This window comes from Leclercia sp. (assembly GCF_036780805.1).
In the GTDB taxonomy this organism is placed as follows: domain Bacteria; phylum Pseudomonadota; class Gammaproteobacteria; order Enterobacterales; family Enterobacteriaceae; genus Enterobacter.
The window spans coordinates 1948605-1965708 of sequence record NZ_DAIQCE010000001.1; the positions used below are offsets into that span (position 1 = coordinate 1948605).

Here is a 17104-nt window from a genome sequence, read left to right on the forward strand (position 1 = left end):
GCTGTCGCCGGGCGGCGCTGCCGCTTGCCCGGCCTACGGTTCGTGCATCTGTTGCCTTTGTAGGCCGGGTAAGGCGTAGCCGCCACCCGGCTTTTTTGCCGCTGTCGCCGGGCGGCGCTGCCGCTTGCCCGGCCTACGATTTCCACGGTTCCTCAGGAATCTTCCCAAAAACCCCCCGTTCCCGTTCGCCTTCTATACTTATCACTTTGCACAATATTGTCACCGGAGGACACCGTGCCCTGGATCCTGCTGCTTCTGATAAGCCTGTTTTGCCTGCCTGCACAGGCCGTCAGCCTGCCGGGCGTCCCCGCTGCCACCACGCCTGAAACGACCACCCCAGCCGCCGAGCCGGACGTCGAACAGAAGAAAGCCGCCTATTCCGCGCTGGCGGACGTGCTGGAAAATGATGCCTCGCGCCAGGAGCTGATCGGCCAACTGCGCAGCGTGGCCGCCACGCCGCCGCAGCAGCCGGTGCCCAAAATCACCCCGCCGGAGATCGAGGAAGAGAAGACCGTGCTGGAGAACGTGACCGACATCAGCCGTCATTACGGCGATGCACTCTCCACCCGCTTCGCCCAGCTGTACCGCAACCTGATCGGCTCCCCGCATAAGCCCTTTAACCCGCAGACCTTCGTCGTTGCCGCGCGGCAGTTTCTGCTTCTCGCCGGGCTAGTCTTTGCCTTCTACTGGCTGGTCAGGCTGTGCGCCTGGCCGCTGTACCGTAAGATGGGCAGCTGGGCCCGGAGAAAGAACCGGGAAAAAAGCAGCTGGGTCCACCTGCCGCTGACCATCGCCAGCGCCTTTATTATCGATCTCCTGCTGCTGGCGCTGACCCTGTTTATTGGCCAGATCCTCAGCGAATACCTTAATACCGGCAACCCTACCATCGCCTTCCAGCAGACGCTGTTCCTCAACGCCTTCGCGCTGATTGAGTTCTTCAAAGCGATCCTGCGACTGATATTCTGCCCGCGGGTGCCCGACCTGCGCCCCTTTAATATCAGCGATCGCGCCGCCCACTACTGGTCGCTCCGGTTGAGCATTCTGAGCGGCATGATCGGCTATGGCCTGCTGGTAGCGGTGCCCATTATCTCCAATCAGGTTAACGTGCAGATCGGTGCCCTCGCCAACGTGCTGATTATGCTCTGCATCACCGTCTGGGCGCTGTACCTGATTTTTCACAACAAACGCGCCATCACCGAGGGGTTACTGCATCTTGCCGACCGTTCGCTGGCCTTTTTCAGCCTGTTTATTCGCGCCTTCGCGCTGGTGTGGCACTGGCTGGCGAGCGCCTACTTTATCGTGCTCTGCTTCTTCTCCCTGTTCGATCCGGGAAACAGCCTCAAATTTATGATGGGGGCAACCTTCCGCAGTCTGGCGATCGTCGGTATCGCCGCCTTCGTGTCGGGGCTGCTGTCGCGCTGGCTGGCGAAAACCATTACCCTGTCGCCGCACGTACAGCGCAGTTACCCGGAGCTGCAAAAGCGGCTTAACGGCTGGATCTCCATGTCGCTGAAGGTGGCGCGGTTCCTGACCGTCAGCGTCGCCATCATGCTGCTGCTCAGCGCCTGGGGACTATTCGATTTCTGGAACTGGCTGCACAACGGGGCCGGTGAAAAGACGGTGGATATTCTGATCCGCATCGCGCTGATCCTGTTCTTCTCCGCCATTGGCTGGACCATCCTGGCGAGCCTGATCGAGAACCGGCTGGCGTCGGATATTCATGGCCGTCCGCTGCCCAGCGCCCGCGCCCGCACGCTGCTGACGCTGTTCCGCAACGCGCTGGCGGTGGTGATCAGCACCATTACCATCATGATTGTGCTGTCGGAGATTGGCGTGAATATCGCCCCGCTGCTGGCCGGTGCCGGGGCGCTGGGGCTGGCCATCTCTTTCGGCTCCCAGACGCTGGTGAAAGACATCATCACCGGCATCTTTATTCAGTTTGAAAACGGGATGAACACCGGGGATCTGGTGACCATCGGGCCGCTGACCGGCACGGTGGAGCGGATGTCGATTCGTTCAGTAGGGGTGCGGCAGGATACCGGCGCGTACCACATTATTCCGTGGTCTTCGATCACCACCTTCGCCAACTTTGTTCGCGGTATTGGTTCGGTGGTAGCCAATTACGATGTGGACAGGCATGAAGACGCCGAAAAAGCGCAAGCCGCGCTGAAAGCGGCGGTGGATGAGCTGCTGGAGAGAGAGGACATTCGCGGCCTGATTATCGGCGAGCCGTCGTTTGCCGGGATTGTCGGGCTGACCAGCACCGCCTTTACCCTGCGCGTCTCCTTCACCACCCAGCCGCTAAAGCAGTGGACGGTGCGTTTTGCCCTCGACAGCATGGTGAAAAAACATTTCGATCTGGCGCAGGTGCGGATGCCGGTGCAGATGTATCAGCTGCTGCCCTCGCCGGGCCCGGCACCCTCTTCAACCCAGGAGCCCACGCTGTAAAAAAGCGGTTAGCGCTGGCGACGTTTGTCGTTATCCATAAAGGTCCAGGCGATAAAGCGGCTCTGCTTCTGACCCTGGGCCATCTCTTTTTTCACCACCTTCACCGCGCCGGCGTCCGTCAGGGCGCGGTACAGCGGCGGCAGGTTTTCGCCGCGCGAGACCAGAGTCGTAAACCACTTCACCTGGCGGGCAAACTGGGCGCTCTCGGCAATCATTTTCTTGATAAAGGCCACTTCACCGCCTTCGCACCACAGCTCCTGCTGCTGGCCGCCAAAGTTCAGCGCGGCATCGGCCGCCTGGCCGAGGTTGCGACGCTTACGCTCGCTGCCGGCCCGGGCGGCTTCCGCCGAATCGTGAAACGGCGGGTTGCACAGGGTGGCATCGTACTGTTCGTTTTTATGGATCACCCCGGCAAAAATGGCGGAAGCCTCTTTCTGACGGCGCAGACGAATGGCGCGCGCCATACCGGGGTTGCCATTAATAATGGCGTTGGCGTTGGCAAAGGCCTGCGGATCCACTTCGCTGCCGGTGAAGCGCCAGCCATATTCGTGCACGCCAATCAGCGGGTAGATCAGGTTAGAACCGGTGCCAATATCGAGGATCGTCGCCTGGGCAGGCACCGTCCCGTTGTTGCCTTCCGCCAGCAGATCGGCGAGATGGTGAATATAGTCGGCACGTCCTGGCACCGGAGGGCAGAGGTAGCCGTCCGGAATATCCCACTGCGCCACGCCGTAGAAATGGGCCAGCAGCGCCTTGTTCAGGGTCTTCACCGCCTGCGGATCGGCAAAGTTAACCGTCGGCTCGCCGGTTGGGGTTTCGGTGATAAATTCGCGCAGGGCCGGACAGCTCTCGCATAGGGCATTCATATCGTAACGGCTGCGGTGGCGGTTGCGTGGGTGCAACCCCGGCTTCTCGGGTGTCATGGCGTTCTCCTGTAAACAGCGGCGTAAGATACCCGTTGCGGGCGCAACGGTAAATATTTCTCTGCGCTGGAGAATAAAACACGAAAAATCAGCCACCTGTATGTCGCTGATTTGTCATGAAATTGTCAAATAATGTCGTTCAAAAAATAAGCAGATCATCATCAATTTTTTGCACTAAATCACACTCTGAGCCGTTCTACACTTAGTGTGCATCACCCCGTTGTCAATCAGAGGAAGTGATTATGAAAAAATACCTGGTAATGCTCGCTGCCGCTTCACTGGCAGGGGCGTCGTTTGCTGCATGGTCGATTGAATCACTCACAAATGGTGATACCAGTCAACTGAGGCCAGCCGGAACCGTGCAGGTTTCGGGCGCAAGAAACCTCGACGATCTGCAGGATAAACTCGCAGAAAAAGCGCGTGAACAAGGTGCCAAAGGCTACGTTGTTAACTCAGCCAGCGGCGACGACAACATGTTTGGTACTGCCACCATCTACAAGTAGTCCCCCCTCTCTGCACGACATACTGCATCCTCTGGGGTGCAGTTCATTTTTCACCCAACCTCCACTTTGTGAAGTTTTTTAGCAGGCAATGTAAATTTACGTATTTCATTTTGTTGACGAGAGTGATAAAACGTCACGCCAAATGATAATGTTTATCACAATTATTATCATTTGTAGGTTCATTACGGAAATTCACGTGGCACAGGAAAAGGCCCAGACCTGCCTGACATCGTAATGGAAACTCGATTCTAAAAATTATAAGTCGCTAAACAATATGGATAAAAATCGCAACGTTCCAAACAGCTTCAGCTCGCTGACCTTTTTTGCCGGGCTGTGTATTGGTCTCTCACCGGTAGCCACGGCTATCGCGGCGGATAATAACGATAAAAAGTCTGACGACACCCTGGTGGTGGAAGCCGCCCCGCCTTCGCTCTACGCACCGCAGAAGTCTGCCGATGCGAAGTTCAGCCGTCCGGTGGCAGAGACTACCCGCACCATGACCGTGATCTCCGAGCAGGTGCTGAAGGATCAGGGCACCACCAACCTCACCGACGCCCTGAAAAACGTCCCGGGCGTGGGGGCCTTCTTTGCCGGTGAAAACGGCAGCTCCTCCACCGGTGATGCGGTGTACATGCGCGGGGTGGATACCTCAAACAGTATTTACGTTGACGGCATCCGCGACATCAGCACCACCACGCGCGACACCTTTAATACCGAACAGGTCGAAGTGATTAAAGGGCCTTCCGGCAGCGACTACGGACGTAGCGCCCCCAGCGGCTCGATCAATATGATCAGCAAACAGCCGCGTCTGGACTCGGGCATTGATGCCTCCGCCAGCATCGGCAGCGCGTACATGCGTCGCGGCACTCTCGACATTAACCAGGTGATGGGCGATACCGCGGCGTTTCGTCTGAACCTGATGGGGGAAAAGACCCACGACGAAGGGCGCGATAACGTCAAAAACGAACGCTACGGCGTAGCCCCTTCCCTCGCCTTTGGCCTGGGGACGGAAAACCGTCTGTACCTGAACTACCTGCACGTGACCCAGCACAACACCCCGGACGGCGGCATTCCGACCATCGGGCTGCCGGGCTACTCTGCGCCATCGGCGGGCACCGCGGCGCTGAATCACTCCGGCAAGGTGGATACCAGCAACTTCTACGGCACCGATTCCGATTACGACGACTCCACCTCCGATACCGCCACGATGCGCTTTGAACACGACTTCAACGACAACACCACCGTGCGAAACACCACGCGCTGGTCGCGGGTGAAGCAAGATTATCTGATGACCGCCGTGATGGGCGGGGCCACCAACATCACCCAGCCCGATCGCAACAACGTGGACACCTGGACCTGGTCGCGTAACGCCAACACCAAAGATGTCAGCAACAAGATCCTGACCAACCAGACCAACCTGACGACGAAGTTCTATACCGGCAGCGTCGGCCACGATATCAGCACCGGGGTGGAGTTCACCCGCGAAACCCAGACCAACTACGGCGTGGATGCCATCACCCCGCCGGCGGTGAATATCTATCACCCGAACAGCAATATCGACATCGGTGGCTTGAACAACAGCGGTGCCAACGCTAACGGCCAGACTGATACCTTCGGGATTTACGCTTTCGATACGCTGCAGGTCACCCGTGATATCGAGCTCAACGGCGGCATTCGTCTCGATACCTACCATACCGAATATGACAGCGCCAGCATCTGCGGCGGCACGGGTCGCGGCGCTGTGGCCTGCCCGGCCGGCACGCCGAAAGGCTCCCCGGTCACCACCGTGGATACGGCCACCTCGGGCAATCTGGTCAACTGGAAAGCCGGAGCGCTCTACCATCTGACCGAGCACGGCAATGTGTACGTCAACTACGCCATCTCCCAGCAGCCGCCGGGCGGCAATAACTTTGCTCTGGCTCAGGGCGGCAGCGGCAACAGCGCCAACCGCACGGACTTCAAACCGCAGAAGGCCAAAACCAGCGAGCTGGGCACCAAGTGGGAAGTGCTGGATAAACGTCTCCTGCTGACCGCGGCGATCTTCCGCACCGACATCGAAAACGAAGTCGAGCAGAACGATGACGGCACTTACTCGCAGTACGGCAAGAAACGCGTCGAGGGTTACGAGCTGTCAGCGGCGGGAAACATTACCCCGGCCTGGCAGGTGATCGGCGGATATACCCAGCAGCGCGCCAGCGTGCGCACCGGCAGCGATATGGCTCAGGACGGCTCTTCTGCCCTGCCGTATACCCCGGAACATGCCTTCACCCTGTGGAGCCAGTACCAGGCCACGGATGCGATCTCCGTCGGGGCCGGCGCACGCTACATCGGCAGCATGCATCGTGGCTCTGACGGTGCGGTGGGTACGCCGTCCTTCACCGAAAGCTACTGGGTGGCCGATGCCAAACTGGGCTATCGCGTCAACCGCAACCTCGATATGCAGCTCAACGTCTACAACCTGTTTGATGAAGACTATGTCGCGTCCATCAACAAGAGCGGCTACCGCTACCATCCGGGCGAGCCGCGCACCTTTATGTTAACGGCGAACCTGCACTTCTGATCCCGCGTGGGGCTTCGGCCCCACCTTTCGGAGAACCTTTTATGATGTATCACATTCCGGGCGTGCTGAACGCCGATGAGGTGGCGCAGTTCCGCGCCCAGCTGGATCAGGCCCCGTGGATCGACGGCCGCGCGACCGTGGGCAACCAGGGGGCGCAGGTCAAAAACAACCAGCAGGTCGACACCCAAAGCCCGCTGTACGCCTCCCTGCAGGCGGCGGTGTTGCAGGCGGTGAATCAGCACGCGCTCTTTTTTGCCGCCGCCCTGCCGCGCCAGATCTCCAGCCCGCTGTTTAACCGCTATCAGCAGCAGGAGACCTACGGCTTTCACGTGGACGGCGCCGTGCGCAGTCACCCGCAAAGCGGCTGGATGCGGACCGATCTCTCCGCCACCCTCTTTTTAAGCGAGCCCGACAGCTACGTGGGCGGCGAGCTGGTGGTGAACGACACCTACGGCCAGCACAGTGTCAAGCTCCCGGCGGGGGATCTGGTGCTTTATCCCTCCAGCAGCCTGCACTGCGTGACTCCGGTAACCGCGGGTACGCGGGTGGCCTCCTTTATGTGGATCCAGTCGATGATCCGCGACGATAAAAAGCGCGGCATGCTGTTCGAACTGGACCGCAACATCCAGGCCCTGCGCGCTCGTCACGGCGAAAGCGAGGAAGTGCTCTCCCTGCTCAACCTCTACCATAACCTGCTGCGTGAATGGTCTGAAATCTAGCCCTGCGCCTTGATTGTACGTTTTTTGACCCCATAGTTACTGGTACAGCGCAATTTCCTGTCAGGAGGGGTCTATGGCTTCGGGTTGGGCGAATGATGACGCCGTTAATGAGCAGATCAACAGTACCATTGAAGATGCGGTGGCGCGGGCGCGGGGCGAAATCCCGCAGGGCGAGAGCCTGGAAAACTGTGAAGAGTGCGGGGAGCCGATCCCCGAAGCGCGGCGTAAAGCGGTGCCCGGCGTCCGGCTGTGCATCGCCTGTCAGCAGGAGAAAGATTCACATAACGCATCACATGCAGGATATAATCGCAGAGGATCGAAAGACAGCCAGTTGCGATGACTGGCCTGGCGGCCACATTGCCACGCAAGCGGTTACTTCTTTGCGCACGATTTTTCAGCGCAGGTTTGGCAAAACGTGCCCTCGCGCTTTCGTCTGTAAAGCGTAACGGCAAGAAAGGTAAATTCATTCACTGAATTTATTAATATTCAATAACTTATTTGTCATTCAAATTTTTCGAATGACGACGTCAATTCTCTTCGATTTTATCTCTCGCAAAAAAGCGTGATACTTATCACATCGACGGAACAACGTCCCCTTAACAGAATAACCTGCGAGATACGAACCATGAAAACCATCAAATATGCTGTTGCCGCTGTTGCCCTGACTACTCTCTCTTTCGGTGCTTTCGCTGCGGAATCTGTGACCGCTGCTCAGGCAAACAGCATGAATAAAATCGGTGTGGTGAGTGCAGAAGGCGCGACCACGCTGGACGGTCTGGAAGCACGCCTGGCGGCGAAAGCTGAAGCGGCTGGCGCGACCGGTTACACCATTACCTCCGCTAACACCAACAACAAACTGAGCGGCACCGCGGTTATCTACAAATAACCTGACCCTTATCTCTGCTCTGCTCGCCAGTTCGCTGGCGAGATGCTCCAACCCTCATTGACCCTGTTGTTATGTTTTTGGCCCGTCCATCGCTGGACGGGCCTTTTTTTATTTAAAAACTCTGGTTAACCCGCGCCAGCCCGGCATCGACCGTCTCAACCTGCCCCGTCGCCAGCAGGCAGCAGGCCATCTGCAGCTTCAGGGAGTGCGGCACCGCCTGGCGCCCGGCCAGGCAGCTCTCGATCCAGCGGGCAGTGGTTTCTGGATCTTTGGCCTGCGGCAGGGAGACATCGCTGTTCTCTTCCCCGCGCTCCAGCACTACCCGGGTCCCTGCCGTCGGATCGATCAGGGTTTGCTGCGGGCAGCGCTGCGGGTTGGCGTACACCTCGCCTTCGGTGCCGTGCATCAACAGCCCCCGGCCGCCGATATCGGCAAAGAAGGTCGCCACGCGGGCAACGTATTCCGGGTGCGAGACGCTGGAGAGACGCAGGGCCTCGTTTTCCGCAAAGGGGGTCGCCAGCTTGGCCAGGGTGTGGGCGCTGTTACGCACCCCCATCCGCCAGCGCATCGCCAGCTGTTTTTCCAGCGGCGGGCACAGGGTGCTGACCGGAATATAGACCGGGTGATGACCGTCAAGCTTCGCCTGGGCCTGGCCGCCGTGGCGGGTCGGCTCGATGCCCAGCAGGGTGAAAATGGTTTCCGTCAGCACGCGGGTAGGATCTTCGCTCACGCCGTGTACCACCACCGGGAACCCCAGCTTGTGCAGCAGAATGGCCAGCAGCGGGGTGAGGTTGGCCTGCTTGCGCGCGCCGTTATAGCTCGGGATCACCACCGGCATCGGCTTCGCCACCGGTGGCGTCAGGCGCAGGGTTTGTGCCTGCATCGCCTCATAGAAGCCTCGCATTTCGGCTTCGCCTTCGCCTTTAATACGCAGGGCAATCAGAATACCGCCCAGCTCCAGCTCCGGCACATCGCCGTTCAGCATCGCGGTATAGAGCGCCCGGGCGGTCTCCTGATCCAGATCGCGAGCGTGGTTTTTCCCCCGCCCGACCTCTTTGATAATTTTGCGATAATCCACGTTCGTTCTCCTTGTGACATCTTGTTAACACTATAGCGTTGATAAGGTGCCATCGGACAGACATTTCTCTTATCGCCGTCGGGCGACAACAACACCATCCCCTTGTAATTTCAGCAAAAATAAAAATTCAACCGTTAATGGAATCACTATCGACCCGGTCAATAGTTATCCATCAACGATTAATTCCGTAAATTAGCCCCCAATAAAAGTCGCCCCGCTTTTTTTCAAAAATTAATCACAACGGATGTTATTACCACCGGAATTCACTCAGGAATTATTATGCGTAAAATTGTCTCCGGCACCTTTATTGCCACTGCATTGTGTTGTTCTGTTTCTGCCTGGGCTGCGAACAGCGGCGAGGGGCAAGTTAATTTCACCGGCGAAATCATCGACTCCGCCTGCCAGGTAGTCAACGGCGTCAGCAGCCCGCTGGATGTTTCCCTCGGCAAAATCTCGCAAACGGCCTTTACCGGTTCAGGCTCCACCACCTCGACCACCCGTTTTGATATTCAGCTGAAAGATTGCCCGGAAACCATCACCAGCGCAGCGATCACCTTCGGTGGCTCTGCGGACGGCACTAACGCCAACGTGCTGGCCGTCACCCCTGGCACCGGGGCGGCCACCGGCGTCGGTATTCAGCTGCTGGATAAAACAGAAAACCCGCTGAGCCTGTATACCGCCTCGACCAGCTATACCCTGCAGTCCGGCACCACCACCAACGATCTGGTATTTGGCGCGCGCTATATCCAGACCGGCAGCACCATCACCGCCGGCCCGGCTAACGCGGTCTCCACCTTTACCGTCATGTACAACTAATCCTGCGGTGCCTGGCCCTCTGCGGCCAGGCACCGCCCGCTTTCTTCAGAGTCCCGCCATGCGTAAATCTGTTTTCATCGCCGCCCTGTTACTCATGACCACTGCCGCGCACGCCGGGGTGATTATCGAAGGGACCCGTTTAATTTATCAGGGAGATAAAAAAGAAGCGTCGTTGGGGATTTCCAACCCGGATAACCTCGACTACCTGGTGCAATCCTGGGTAGAGCGCACCGATGCTGCGCGGGATAACGCGCCGTTTCTCATCACCCCGCCGCTGTTTCGCCTCGATGGCAAACAGGACAACATCCTGCGCGTGGTGCGCACCGGGGGCAATCTGCCGACCGATCGCGAATCTCTCTACTGGCTGAATATCAAATCCATTCCGTCTACCTCGCGCGACGAGAGCAATAATACCCTGCAAATCGCCATTAAAACGCGGATCAAACTGATCTACCGCCCGACCGGGATTCGCGGCAAGCCGGATGAGGTGGCGGATAAATTACGCTGGCACAAACAGGGCAATACCCTGGTGGTGACGAATCCGACGCCGTTTTACATGAACTTCCAGACCATCACCCTGGGCAGCAAAAAAGTCGATAACGTTACCTGGGTGGCTCCCGACAGCGAGGCGCACTTTGCCGTGCCGGGCGGCATCAGCGGAAATACGGTGTCCTGGAAAATCATCAACGACTATGGTGCGGTGAGCCACGCCTGGTCTGCGCCTGTGCAATAAGCCCGACACCGCCATGCCATGGGACTACTCCACCAAAGCCCCCCGTAACCGGGCCCGCGCTCTGCTGATTGCGCTGGGCTGCGCGGTGCTGAGCGTGGGCGTACAGCAGGTGCTGGCGGAGGATTATTTCAACCCGGCGCTGCTGGATATCGACACCCCCGGCCAAGGCAAAACCGACCTCTCGCTGTATGAGAAGGGCCCGGGCATTGCCCCGGGGAGCTATCAGGTGGACGTCTATGTGAATAACAACAAAGTGGCCAACAGAAAGATTGCCTTTGGCCTGCAACAGGCGGCCAGCGGACCGGCCACCCTGCAACCCTGTCTCCCGGTGGAGACCCTCAAGAGCCTGGGTATCCAGAGCGATAAATTCAGCGTCACCAACGCTGGCGGCTGTGTCGATCTCTCTGGGTTACCCGCCGCCAGCGCCACCTTCCGCCCCGGCCAGCAGCAGCTGCTGCTGAGTATCCCCCAGGCGGCCATCATCCCGGTACCTCAGGGTTATGTGGCACCGGAAGAGATGGACAACGGGATCAACGCCTTTCTGCTGAACTACAGCTACTCCGCCGGGGATAGCCGCAGCCGGAGTGATGATGGCGGCCACCAGCGCAATGAATATCTGAACCTGAGCCCGGGGCTGAACCTCGGGGCCTGGCGTCTGCGCAACTACTCTACCTGGAGTCAGACCCGCGACGATCGCACGACGCAGCGCGATTTCTCCTCAGTCTACAGCTATGCCCAGCGCAACATCCTGTCGCTGGGCAGCGTCGTCACGCTGGGCCAAAGCTCCAGCCCCTCGGACGTGTTTGACAGCCTGTCGTTTACCGGAGCGCAGATTGCCTCCGACGATGACATGCTGCCGGACAGCCTGAAAGGCTTCGCCCCGCGCATCCGCGGCGTGGCGCACAGCAATGCTCAGGTGGTGGTGCGCCAGAACGGCTACGTGATCTACCAGAACTACGTCGCCCCCGGGGCGTTTGAGATTAACGATCTCTACCCTACCGGCGGCAGCGGCGATCTGAACGTCACCGTCAAAGAGTCCGATGGTAGCGAGCAGCACTTCGTGGTGCCCTACGCCTCGGTGCCGGTTTTGCAGCGTGAAGGCCGGTTCAAATACAGCCTGACCGGCGGGCGCTACCGCAGCTATGACCACGGCGTGGAGAAAACCCCGTTCCTGCAGGGCACCGGGATCTACGGCCTGCCGTACGATATCACCGCCTACGGCGGCATCCAGACCAGCCAGCATTACGATGCCCTGGCGCTCGGCACCGGGAAAAACATCGGTGACTGGGGGGCATTTTCGGTGGATATGACCGCAGCGAAATCGCAGATGCAGGGGCAAAAAACCACGCGGGGCCGCGCCTGGCGGGTGCGCTACAGCAAAGATTTCGCCAGCACCGGCACCCACTTTACGGTGGCCGGGTATCGCTACAACAGCGCCGGGTTTGACACCATGGCCGATGTGTTCGACTCCTACACCAACAACGCCGACTGGACGCCAGCCGACAAGCGCCGCAACCGCCAGGAGGCGACCCTCGATCAGTCCCTGGGCGACGCCCTGGGCTCGATGACGTTAAGCCTGGTGAAAGAGAATTACTGGCACAGCGACCAGAGCATGACCTCGCTGAGCGTCGGCTATAACGGCAGCTGGCACGGCATCAGCTACGGTATCAACTATGGCCTGAGCAAAAATGTGCAGGATGAGGAGGACGGTGACTCGCGGGAGAACGAACAGACTTTCGGCTTTAACGTCTCCGTTCCGCTGGATCGCTGGATGAGCAACACCTGGGTCAACTACACCCTCAACAACAGCAAGCATGACACCAGCCAGAGCATCGGCCTGAGCGGCACCGCGCTGGCGGACAATAACCTCAGCTGGGGGGTGCAGCAGGGCCACAGCCACGCGTCCGGCGACAGCACCAACCTCAACAGCGATTACAAAGCCACCTACGGCGAAATGACGGCGGGCTATTCCCAGGATAACCAGCAGCGCCAGCTCAACCTCGGCGTGCAGGGCAGCATGATTGTTCATGCCCACGGCGTCACCCTCGGCCTGCCGATGGGTGACACCGTCGCGCTGGTGGAGGCGCCGGGGGCCAGCGGGACCAGGATCGACAACCAGACCGGGGTCAAAACCGATTTTCGCGGCTACGCCATCGTGCCCTACGTCACACCCTACCATCACAACACCGTGGCGCTGGATACCGAAAGCCTGCCCGCCGGTGCTGACGTCGGCCAGGCGGCCAAAGTCATCGCCCCAACCCGCGGGGCGATTGTGCGTACCCGCTTTGATACCCGGGTCGGTAACCGGGTGCTGCTGACCCTCACCCGGGCCGACGGTCGTCCGGTACCCTTTGGTGCCACGGCGGCTCCGGCCCACGACAGCGGCGAATTTATCGTGGGCGATGGCGGCCAGGTCTACCTGACCGGGATGCATGCCCGGGGCAATATCAACGTCAGCTGGGGCAAAGGCGCAGGCGCGCACTGCTCCGCCCACTATCAACTGCCGTCCCGATCCGCTGACCCGGTGATTAGCGTCACCGCGCAGTGCACCTGACGGCGTCGAGGAAAAGATGAAACCCTTCCGTTACGGCTGTGTCCTGGCCCTGTTTGCTACCCTGTTTCTGTTTATGCCGCAGGCCAAAGCGGCCTGCACCACCGCGGATCTGCCCTGGACGGCGACGCCGGGTACGCTGACGGCACCCGCCACCCTCGGGGTCGGCAATGCCATCCCGGGCTCCGCCCGTTCACATACGATAAAAGGCAAGTGCGACGCTGCCGACAGCGGCAAGCCGATCACCGCCTGCCATCTGGGCGAAGGCGAGGAAGTACCGGGGATGCCGGGGGTCTACCGCAGCGGTATTGAGGGGATGGGTATTGAACTGCTGAACAGCGCCGGCCAGCCGGTGCGGGGCCGCGCCGCCCACTGCGACAGCCGGAGCACTCCGCTGGGGTACGTCAGCAGTGACGGCTCCGGCAGCTTTAACCTGTCGCTGACGATGCAGCTGATCAAAACCGCAAGCACGACCGGAGAGCAGGCGTCAACGACGGTGCGCAACGGCATCTGGTCGCTGGGCATTTATCCGGACGAGCAGCTCGGTCAGCTGAACGCCGTGCGCTACGGCGGCAGCCTGGCGCTGACGGCTACCACCTGCTCGGTGGATCCCAAAAGCCTGGTCATTACGCTGGGGGATTTCCCGGTCAGCCTCTTTACCCATATCGGCAGCACCAGCGACTGGAAAACCTTCAACCTGACGGCGACCTGTACCGACACGGTGACCATGACCGCCCGGGTCACCAGCGCCAACGGCAGCACTTCGCTCGGTGACGGCAATGATGTACTGAACCTGACCCCGGGCAACGACAGCGCCACCGGCGTCGGGGTGCGAATGATGATCGGGGGGGTGGAGCTACGCTACGACTACCCGATCCCCTTTGGTGACCAGACCGTTCCCAACCAGCCGTTCGACCTGCCTTTCCAGGTGCAGTATTACCAGACTGACGCTCAGGCGACTGCCGGAAAAGCCAATACCATTGCCACCATCGACATTGAATACCAGTGAGATCCCCGATGAAATATGTCGCCCTGCTTGTGCTGCTGGCCAGCCTGCCCGCCTCCGCCACCGACGTGCTCCTCAGCATCCAGGGCAATATTTACGATACCGCCTGCGAGGTGGACAGCACCAGCCAGAACAAGGTGGTCGATCTCGGCCAGGCGGTGGCCAGTGATTTTAAGGTGGTGGGGGATACCGGGGTGTGGAAGAATTTTGATATTACCATCTCGCACTGCCCGCAAAGCCTGACCCTGGCGACGATCAACGTCGAGGGGCAGCGTGACACGATCCATCCGTTCAAGTTCGCCAACACCGGCACGGCCAACGGGCTGGCGCTGGAGCTGGCAGACCGCACCGACTTCATCATTCTGGCACCGGAGGCGCGCTTCAATGCGGTGATCGACCCGGCCACCCACACCGCCGATTTCCCGATGGCGGCACGCTATTACGCCTCGCATACCCCGGTCAGCGCCGGGGAATTTTCCAGCGTGGTGCAGTTTACCTTCACTTACCAGTAGGACCGCGCCTCTTAGCATGGAGGCTTTTTTTACGCCCGGCAGCAGGTTTAGCCGGGCGTTTTTTTACCTCGGGCACCTCGGGCTGCTCGATGGGAAAGACCGGCAGGGCGTTCAATAAACGCTTGCCGTAATTTTTGGTCAGCAGACGCTTATCGTAGATCACCACTTCGCCCCAGCAGCTGTGGCTACGGATCAGACGCCCGACCTGCTGGATCAGGTTGAACGACGCCGCCGGCAGGCTCTGCACCTCAAACGGGAAGCGGTTGAGGCTTTTCAGCCACTCGCCCTCGGTGAGCACCACCGGGCTGTCGATGGGGGGAAAAGCAATTTTGTGAATATGCACCTGGGTCAGGTAATCGCCCTTCAGATCCAGCCCTTCTGCGAAAGACTGCAGCCCCACCAGCACGCTGCGCTCCCCGCCATCAATCCGTTTACGGTGCAGCTCCACCAGCCGATAGCGGGGCTGATCGCCCTGCACCAGCAGGAGCAGGCGCAGGTCGGTGACGAAGGTTAAAAACAGATTCATCGCCCGGGCGCTGGCGAACAGCACCAGCATGCCGGGATACTTTTTGCTTTCCAGCTGTTCGCGGAAATAGGCCGCCATCTCGGCAAGATGATGCTCTTCGTTGTCGATCAGCGGCTCATACTGCATGCGCGGGATCACCAGCTTGCCCTGCTCGCAGTGGTTGAACGGCGAGTCGAGGGCCACAAAGCGATCTCCCGCTTTTTCCTTCAGGCCGCTCATCTCCTGCAACCGCGAGAAGCTGTTCAGCGAGCGCAGCGTGGCGGAGGTGACCACCACATGCGGGACGCTGCGCCAGAGCAGTTTTTCCAGCTGATCGCTGACGCGAATGCCCGCGCAGTGGAAGAAGAGATGTATCTGCCCCTCTTTCACGTCGCGCGTCGCCCACTTGGTGACCGGTGCGCCGGAGGCCTGGGCCATTGACGCCAGCCGCCACAGCTTGCTCTGCCCCTCGAACATGCCCAGCGCGCGGTTCATCTGCAGCAGCAGCCGGTGGACACGCACCACGTCGTGGGTGCCGGTTTTTTCACTGAGATCGTTTAAAAACAGCTCCGCCAGCCCGCGCAGCTTTTCGATAAGCTGAGCCAGCTCGCGGCACAGGGTCATGATCTCATCCGGCAGCTCGCCCATCTCAAAGCGGTGCTCCGCCTCCTGGCCTGGCGGAAGATAGAGATTGAGGATGTTGTTCAGCGAGGCGATATGGGTATAGATAGTTTCGCAGTGCTCGCTCAGCCGCTCCGGCACCGCCAGCGGCGGAATGGTTTTCGGGCGGAACTGATCCATGCAGGTGGCGACCAGCTTGCAGAACAGATCCAGCTGCAGGCGGAACCAGGGCGCAGTGATTTCGGCGCTCATCTCCAGCGCATCGCGGGCGACGTCCGGCAGGTGATGGCCTTCATCCAGCACCAGCAGCAGGTGTTTCGGGTCCGGCAGCACCGATTCGCTCTCCATTGCCGCCATCACCAGCGCGTGGTTGGCGACCACCACTTCGGCCTCCTGAATTTCACGGCGGGCGACAAAGAACGGGCATTCGCGGTAGTAGTGGCAGTTGCGGTTCAGGCAGCTGGCTTTATCGGTGCTGAGCCTGCGCCACAGGTCGTCGCTGATGGCCTGATCGGTGTGATCGCGCAGGCCGTCCCACTTGTAGCCGTCGAGATCGGTCTTCAGCTTCGCGCACTGCTCCTGCTCGGCCTTGTTGTTGGGGGTCAGCTCGTCATCGAGAAACGCGAGCAGATCCTGCTGGGTCGGTTCGCTGCTGGCAAGGGCCGCCAGATTGCGCGGACAGACGTAGCGCCCGCGCCCGAAGGCGGCAGTAAAGCGCAGCTCGGGAATAATCTTGCGCAGCAGGGGCAGGTCTTTGCTGTAGATCTGATCCTGCAGGGCCACGTTGGCGGTACTGACCACCAGCGTCTTTTGTTCTTCCCGGGCGATAGCGATGCCGGGGATCAGGTAGGAGAGGGTTTTACCGACCCCGGTCGGGGCTTCAATTGCCAGATGTCGGCCCTCGTCACCGGCCAGCGTTTTTGCCACATCGGCAATCATCTGCCGTTGCGGTGCGCGGGGGATAAAGTCGGGGATCTGCTGTTGTAGCGCCTTATACCAGGCGGCAATTTGCGCTTTCAGCGCGGCGGTTAAAGCCATGATGGACCTGAAATACTGTATAAACAGCCACTATTGTGGCACTTTCTTTAGCGGGCCGCAAAAGAAAAGCCCGGCTTTACGACCGGGCTTCCAGATTACTGCGCGCTGGCAGGTTTGCGCGGACGGCGTCGGCGCTGGCCTTCCCCTGCCGGTTTGGCGTCACCGTCGCGACGCGGTGGCTTGCTGGCCGCTTTCGGCGCGCCGC

The 17104-nt window shown here is 59.8% G+C and carries 15 protein-coding genes; 11 read left to right on the plus strand and 4 right to left on the minus strand.

The window, feature by feature from the left end:
• Window positions 1–234 precede the first annotated feature (234 nt).
• Window positions 235–2448: a mechanosensitive channel protein gene (gene ybiO, locus V7Q49_RS09220; protein WP_333850445.1), complete on the plus strand. Its 2214-nt coding sequence runs from the start codon at window positions 235–237 to the stop codon at window positions 2446–2448.
• 8 nt (window positions 2449–2456) lie between these two features.
• On the opposite strand, the gene rlmF is transcribed toward ybiO, so the two are convergent.
• Window positions 2457–3371 (minus strand): 23S rRNA (adenine(1618)-N(6))-methyltransferase RlmF, encoded by a 915-nt coding sequence (gene rlmF / locus V7Q49_RS09225; protein ID WP_333850446.1) that lies wholly within the window; start codon window positions 3369–3371, stop codon window positions 2457–2459.
• Window positions 3372–3613: 242 nt separating this feature from the next.
• Between rlmF and mcbA the strand changes: the two genes are divergently transcribed.
• The 5 genes from mcbA (at window position 3614) to ybiJ (ending at window position 8039) form a co-directional block, all read left to right on the plus strand.
• Window positions 3614–3874: a DUF1471 family periplasmic protein McbA gene (gene mcbA / locus V7Q49_RS09230; RefSeq protein WP_333850447.1), complete on the plus strand. Its 261-nt coding sequence runs from the start codon at window positions 3614–3616 to the stop codon at window positions 3872–3874.
• 274 nt (window positions 3875–4148) lie between these two features.
• Window positions 4149–6434 (plus strand): catecholate siderophore receptor Fiu, encoded by a 2286-nt coding sequence (locus tag V7Q49_RS09235; protein ID WP_333850448.1) that lies wholly within the window; start codon window positions 4149–4151, stop codon window positions 6432–6434.
• Window positions 6435–6475: 41 nt separating this feature from the next.
• Window positions 6476–7153, plus strand: a complete 678-nt coding sequence (ybiX, locus tag V7Q49_RS09240) for a PKHD-type hydroxylase YbiX (protein WP_333850449.1) — start codon at window positions 6476–6478, stop codon at window positions 7151–7153.
• A gap of 73 nt (window positions 7154–7226) precedes the next feature.
• On the plus strand, window positions 7227–7493 hold the full coding sequence (locus tag V7Q49_RS09245) for a DksA/TraR family C4-type zinc finger protein (RefSeq protein WP_106992444.1): 267 nt from the start codon (window positions 7227–7229) through the stop codon (window positions 7491–7493).
• 285 nt (window positions 7494–7778) lie between these two features.
• A complete protein-coding gene (gene ybiJ, locus V7Q49_RS09250; RefSeq protein ID WP_103178785.1) occupies window positions 7779–8039 on the plus strand; it encodes a DUF1471 family protein YbiJ in 261 nt (86 codons plus the stop codon).
• A 112-nt stretch (window positions 8040–8151) separates the two neighbouring features.
• On the opposite strand, the gene ybiB is transcribed toward ybiJ, so the two are convergent.
• On the minus strand, window positions 8152–9117 hold the full coding sequence (gene ybiB / locus V7Q49_RS09255) for a DNA-binding protein YbiB (protein WP_333850450.1): 966 nt from the start codon (window positions 9115–9117) through the stop codon (window positions 8152–8154).
• 279 nt (window positions 9118–9396) lie between these two features.
• Between ybiB and V7Q49_RS09260 the strand changes: the two genes are divergently transcribed.
• The 5 genes from V7Q49_RS09260 to V7Q49_RS09280 are packed head-to-tail and all read left to right on the plus strand — an operon-like array spanning window position 9397 to window position 14735.
• Complete coding sequence (locus V7Q49_RS09260; RefSeq protein ID WP_333850451.1) at window positions 9397–9933, plus strand: fimbrial protein; 537 nt, start codon at window positions 9397–9399, stop codon at window positions 9931–9933.
• A 58-nt stretch (window positions 9934–9991) separates the two neighbouring features.
• Entirely contained in the window at window positions 9992–10666 is a 675-nt protein-coding gene (locus tag V7Q49_RS09265; protein WP_333850452.1) for a fimbrial biogenesis chaperone, read from the plus strand.
• 13 nt (window positions 10667–10679) lie between these two features.
• A complete protein-coding gene (locus V7Q49_RS09270; RefSeq protein WP_333850453.1) occupies window positions 10680–13220 on the plus strand; it encodes a fimbria/pilus outer membrane usher protein in 2541 nt (846 codons plus the stop codon).
• Between the two features lie 16 nt (window positions 13221–13236).
• Window positions 13237–14226, plus strand: a complete 990-nt coding sequence (locus tag V7Q49_RS09275) for a fimbrial protein (protein WP_333850454.1) — start codon at window positions 13237–13239, stop codon at window positions 14224–14226.
• A gap of 8 nt (window positions 14227–14234) precedes the next feature.
• Entirely contained in the window at window positions 14235–14735 is a 501-nt protein-coding gene (locus tag V7Q49_RS09280) for a fimbrial protein (RefSeq protein WP_333850455.1), read from the plus strand.
• Here the strand turns inward: V7Q49_RS09280 and dinG are convergent.
• Together dinG and V7Q49_RS09290 are read right to left on the minus strand one after the other, a co-directional pair.
• Complete coding sequence (dinG, locus tag V7Q49_RS09285) at window positions 14722–16899, minus strand: ATP-dependent DNA helicase DinG (protein ID WP_333850456.1); 2178 nt, start codon at window positions 16897–16899, stop codon at window positions 14722–14724. The genes V7Q49_RS09280 and dinG overlap by 14 nt on opposite strands.
• A gap of 95 nt (window positions 16900–16994) precedes the next feature.
• Window positions 16995–17104: hypothetical protein (locus tag V7Q49_RS09290; RefSeq protein WP_333850517.1), on the minus strand; the 110-nt coding region annotated here is incomplete at its 5' end.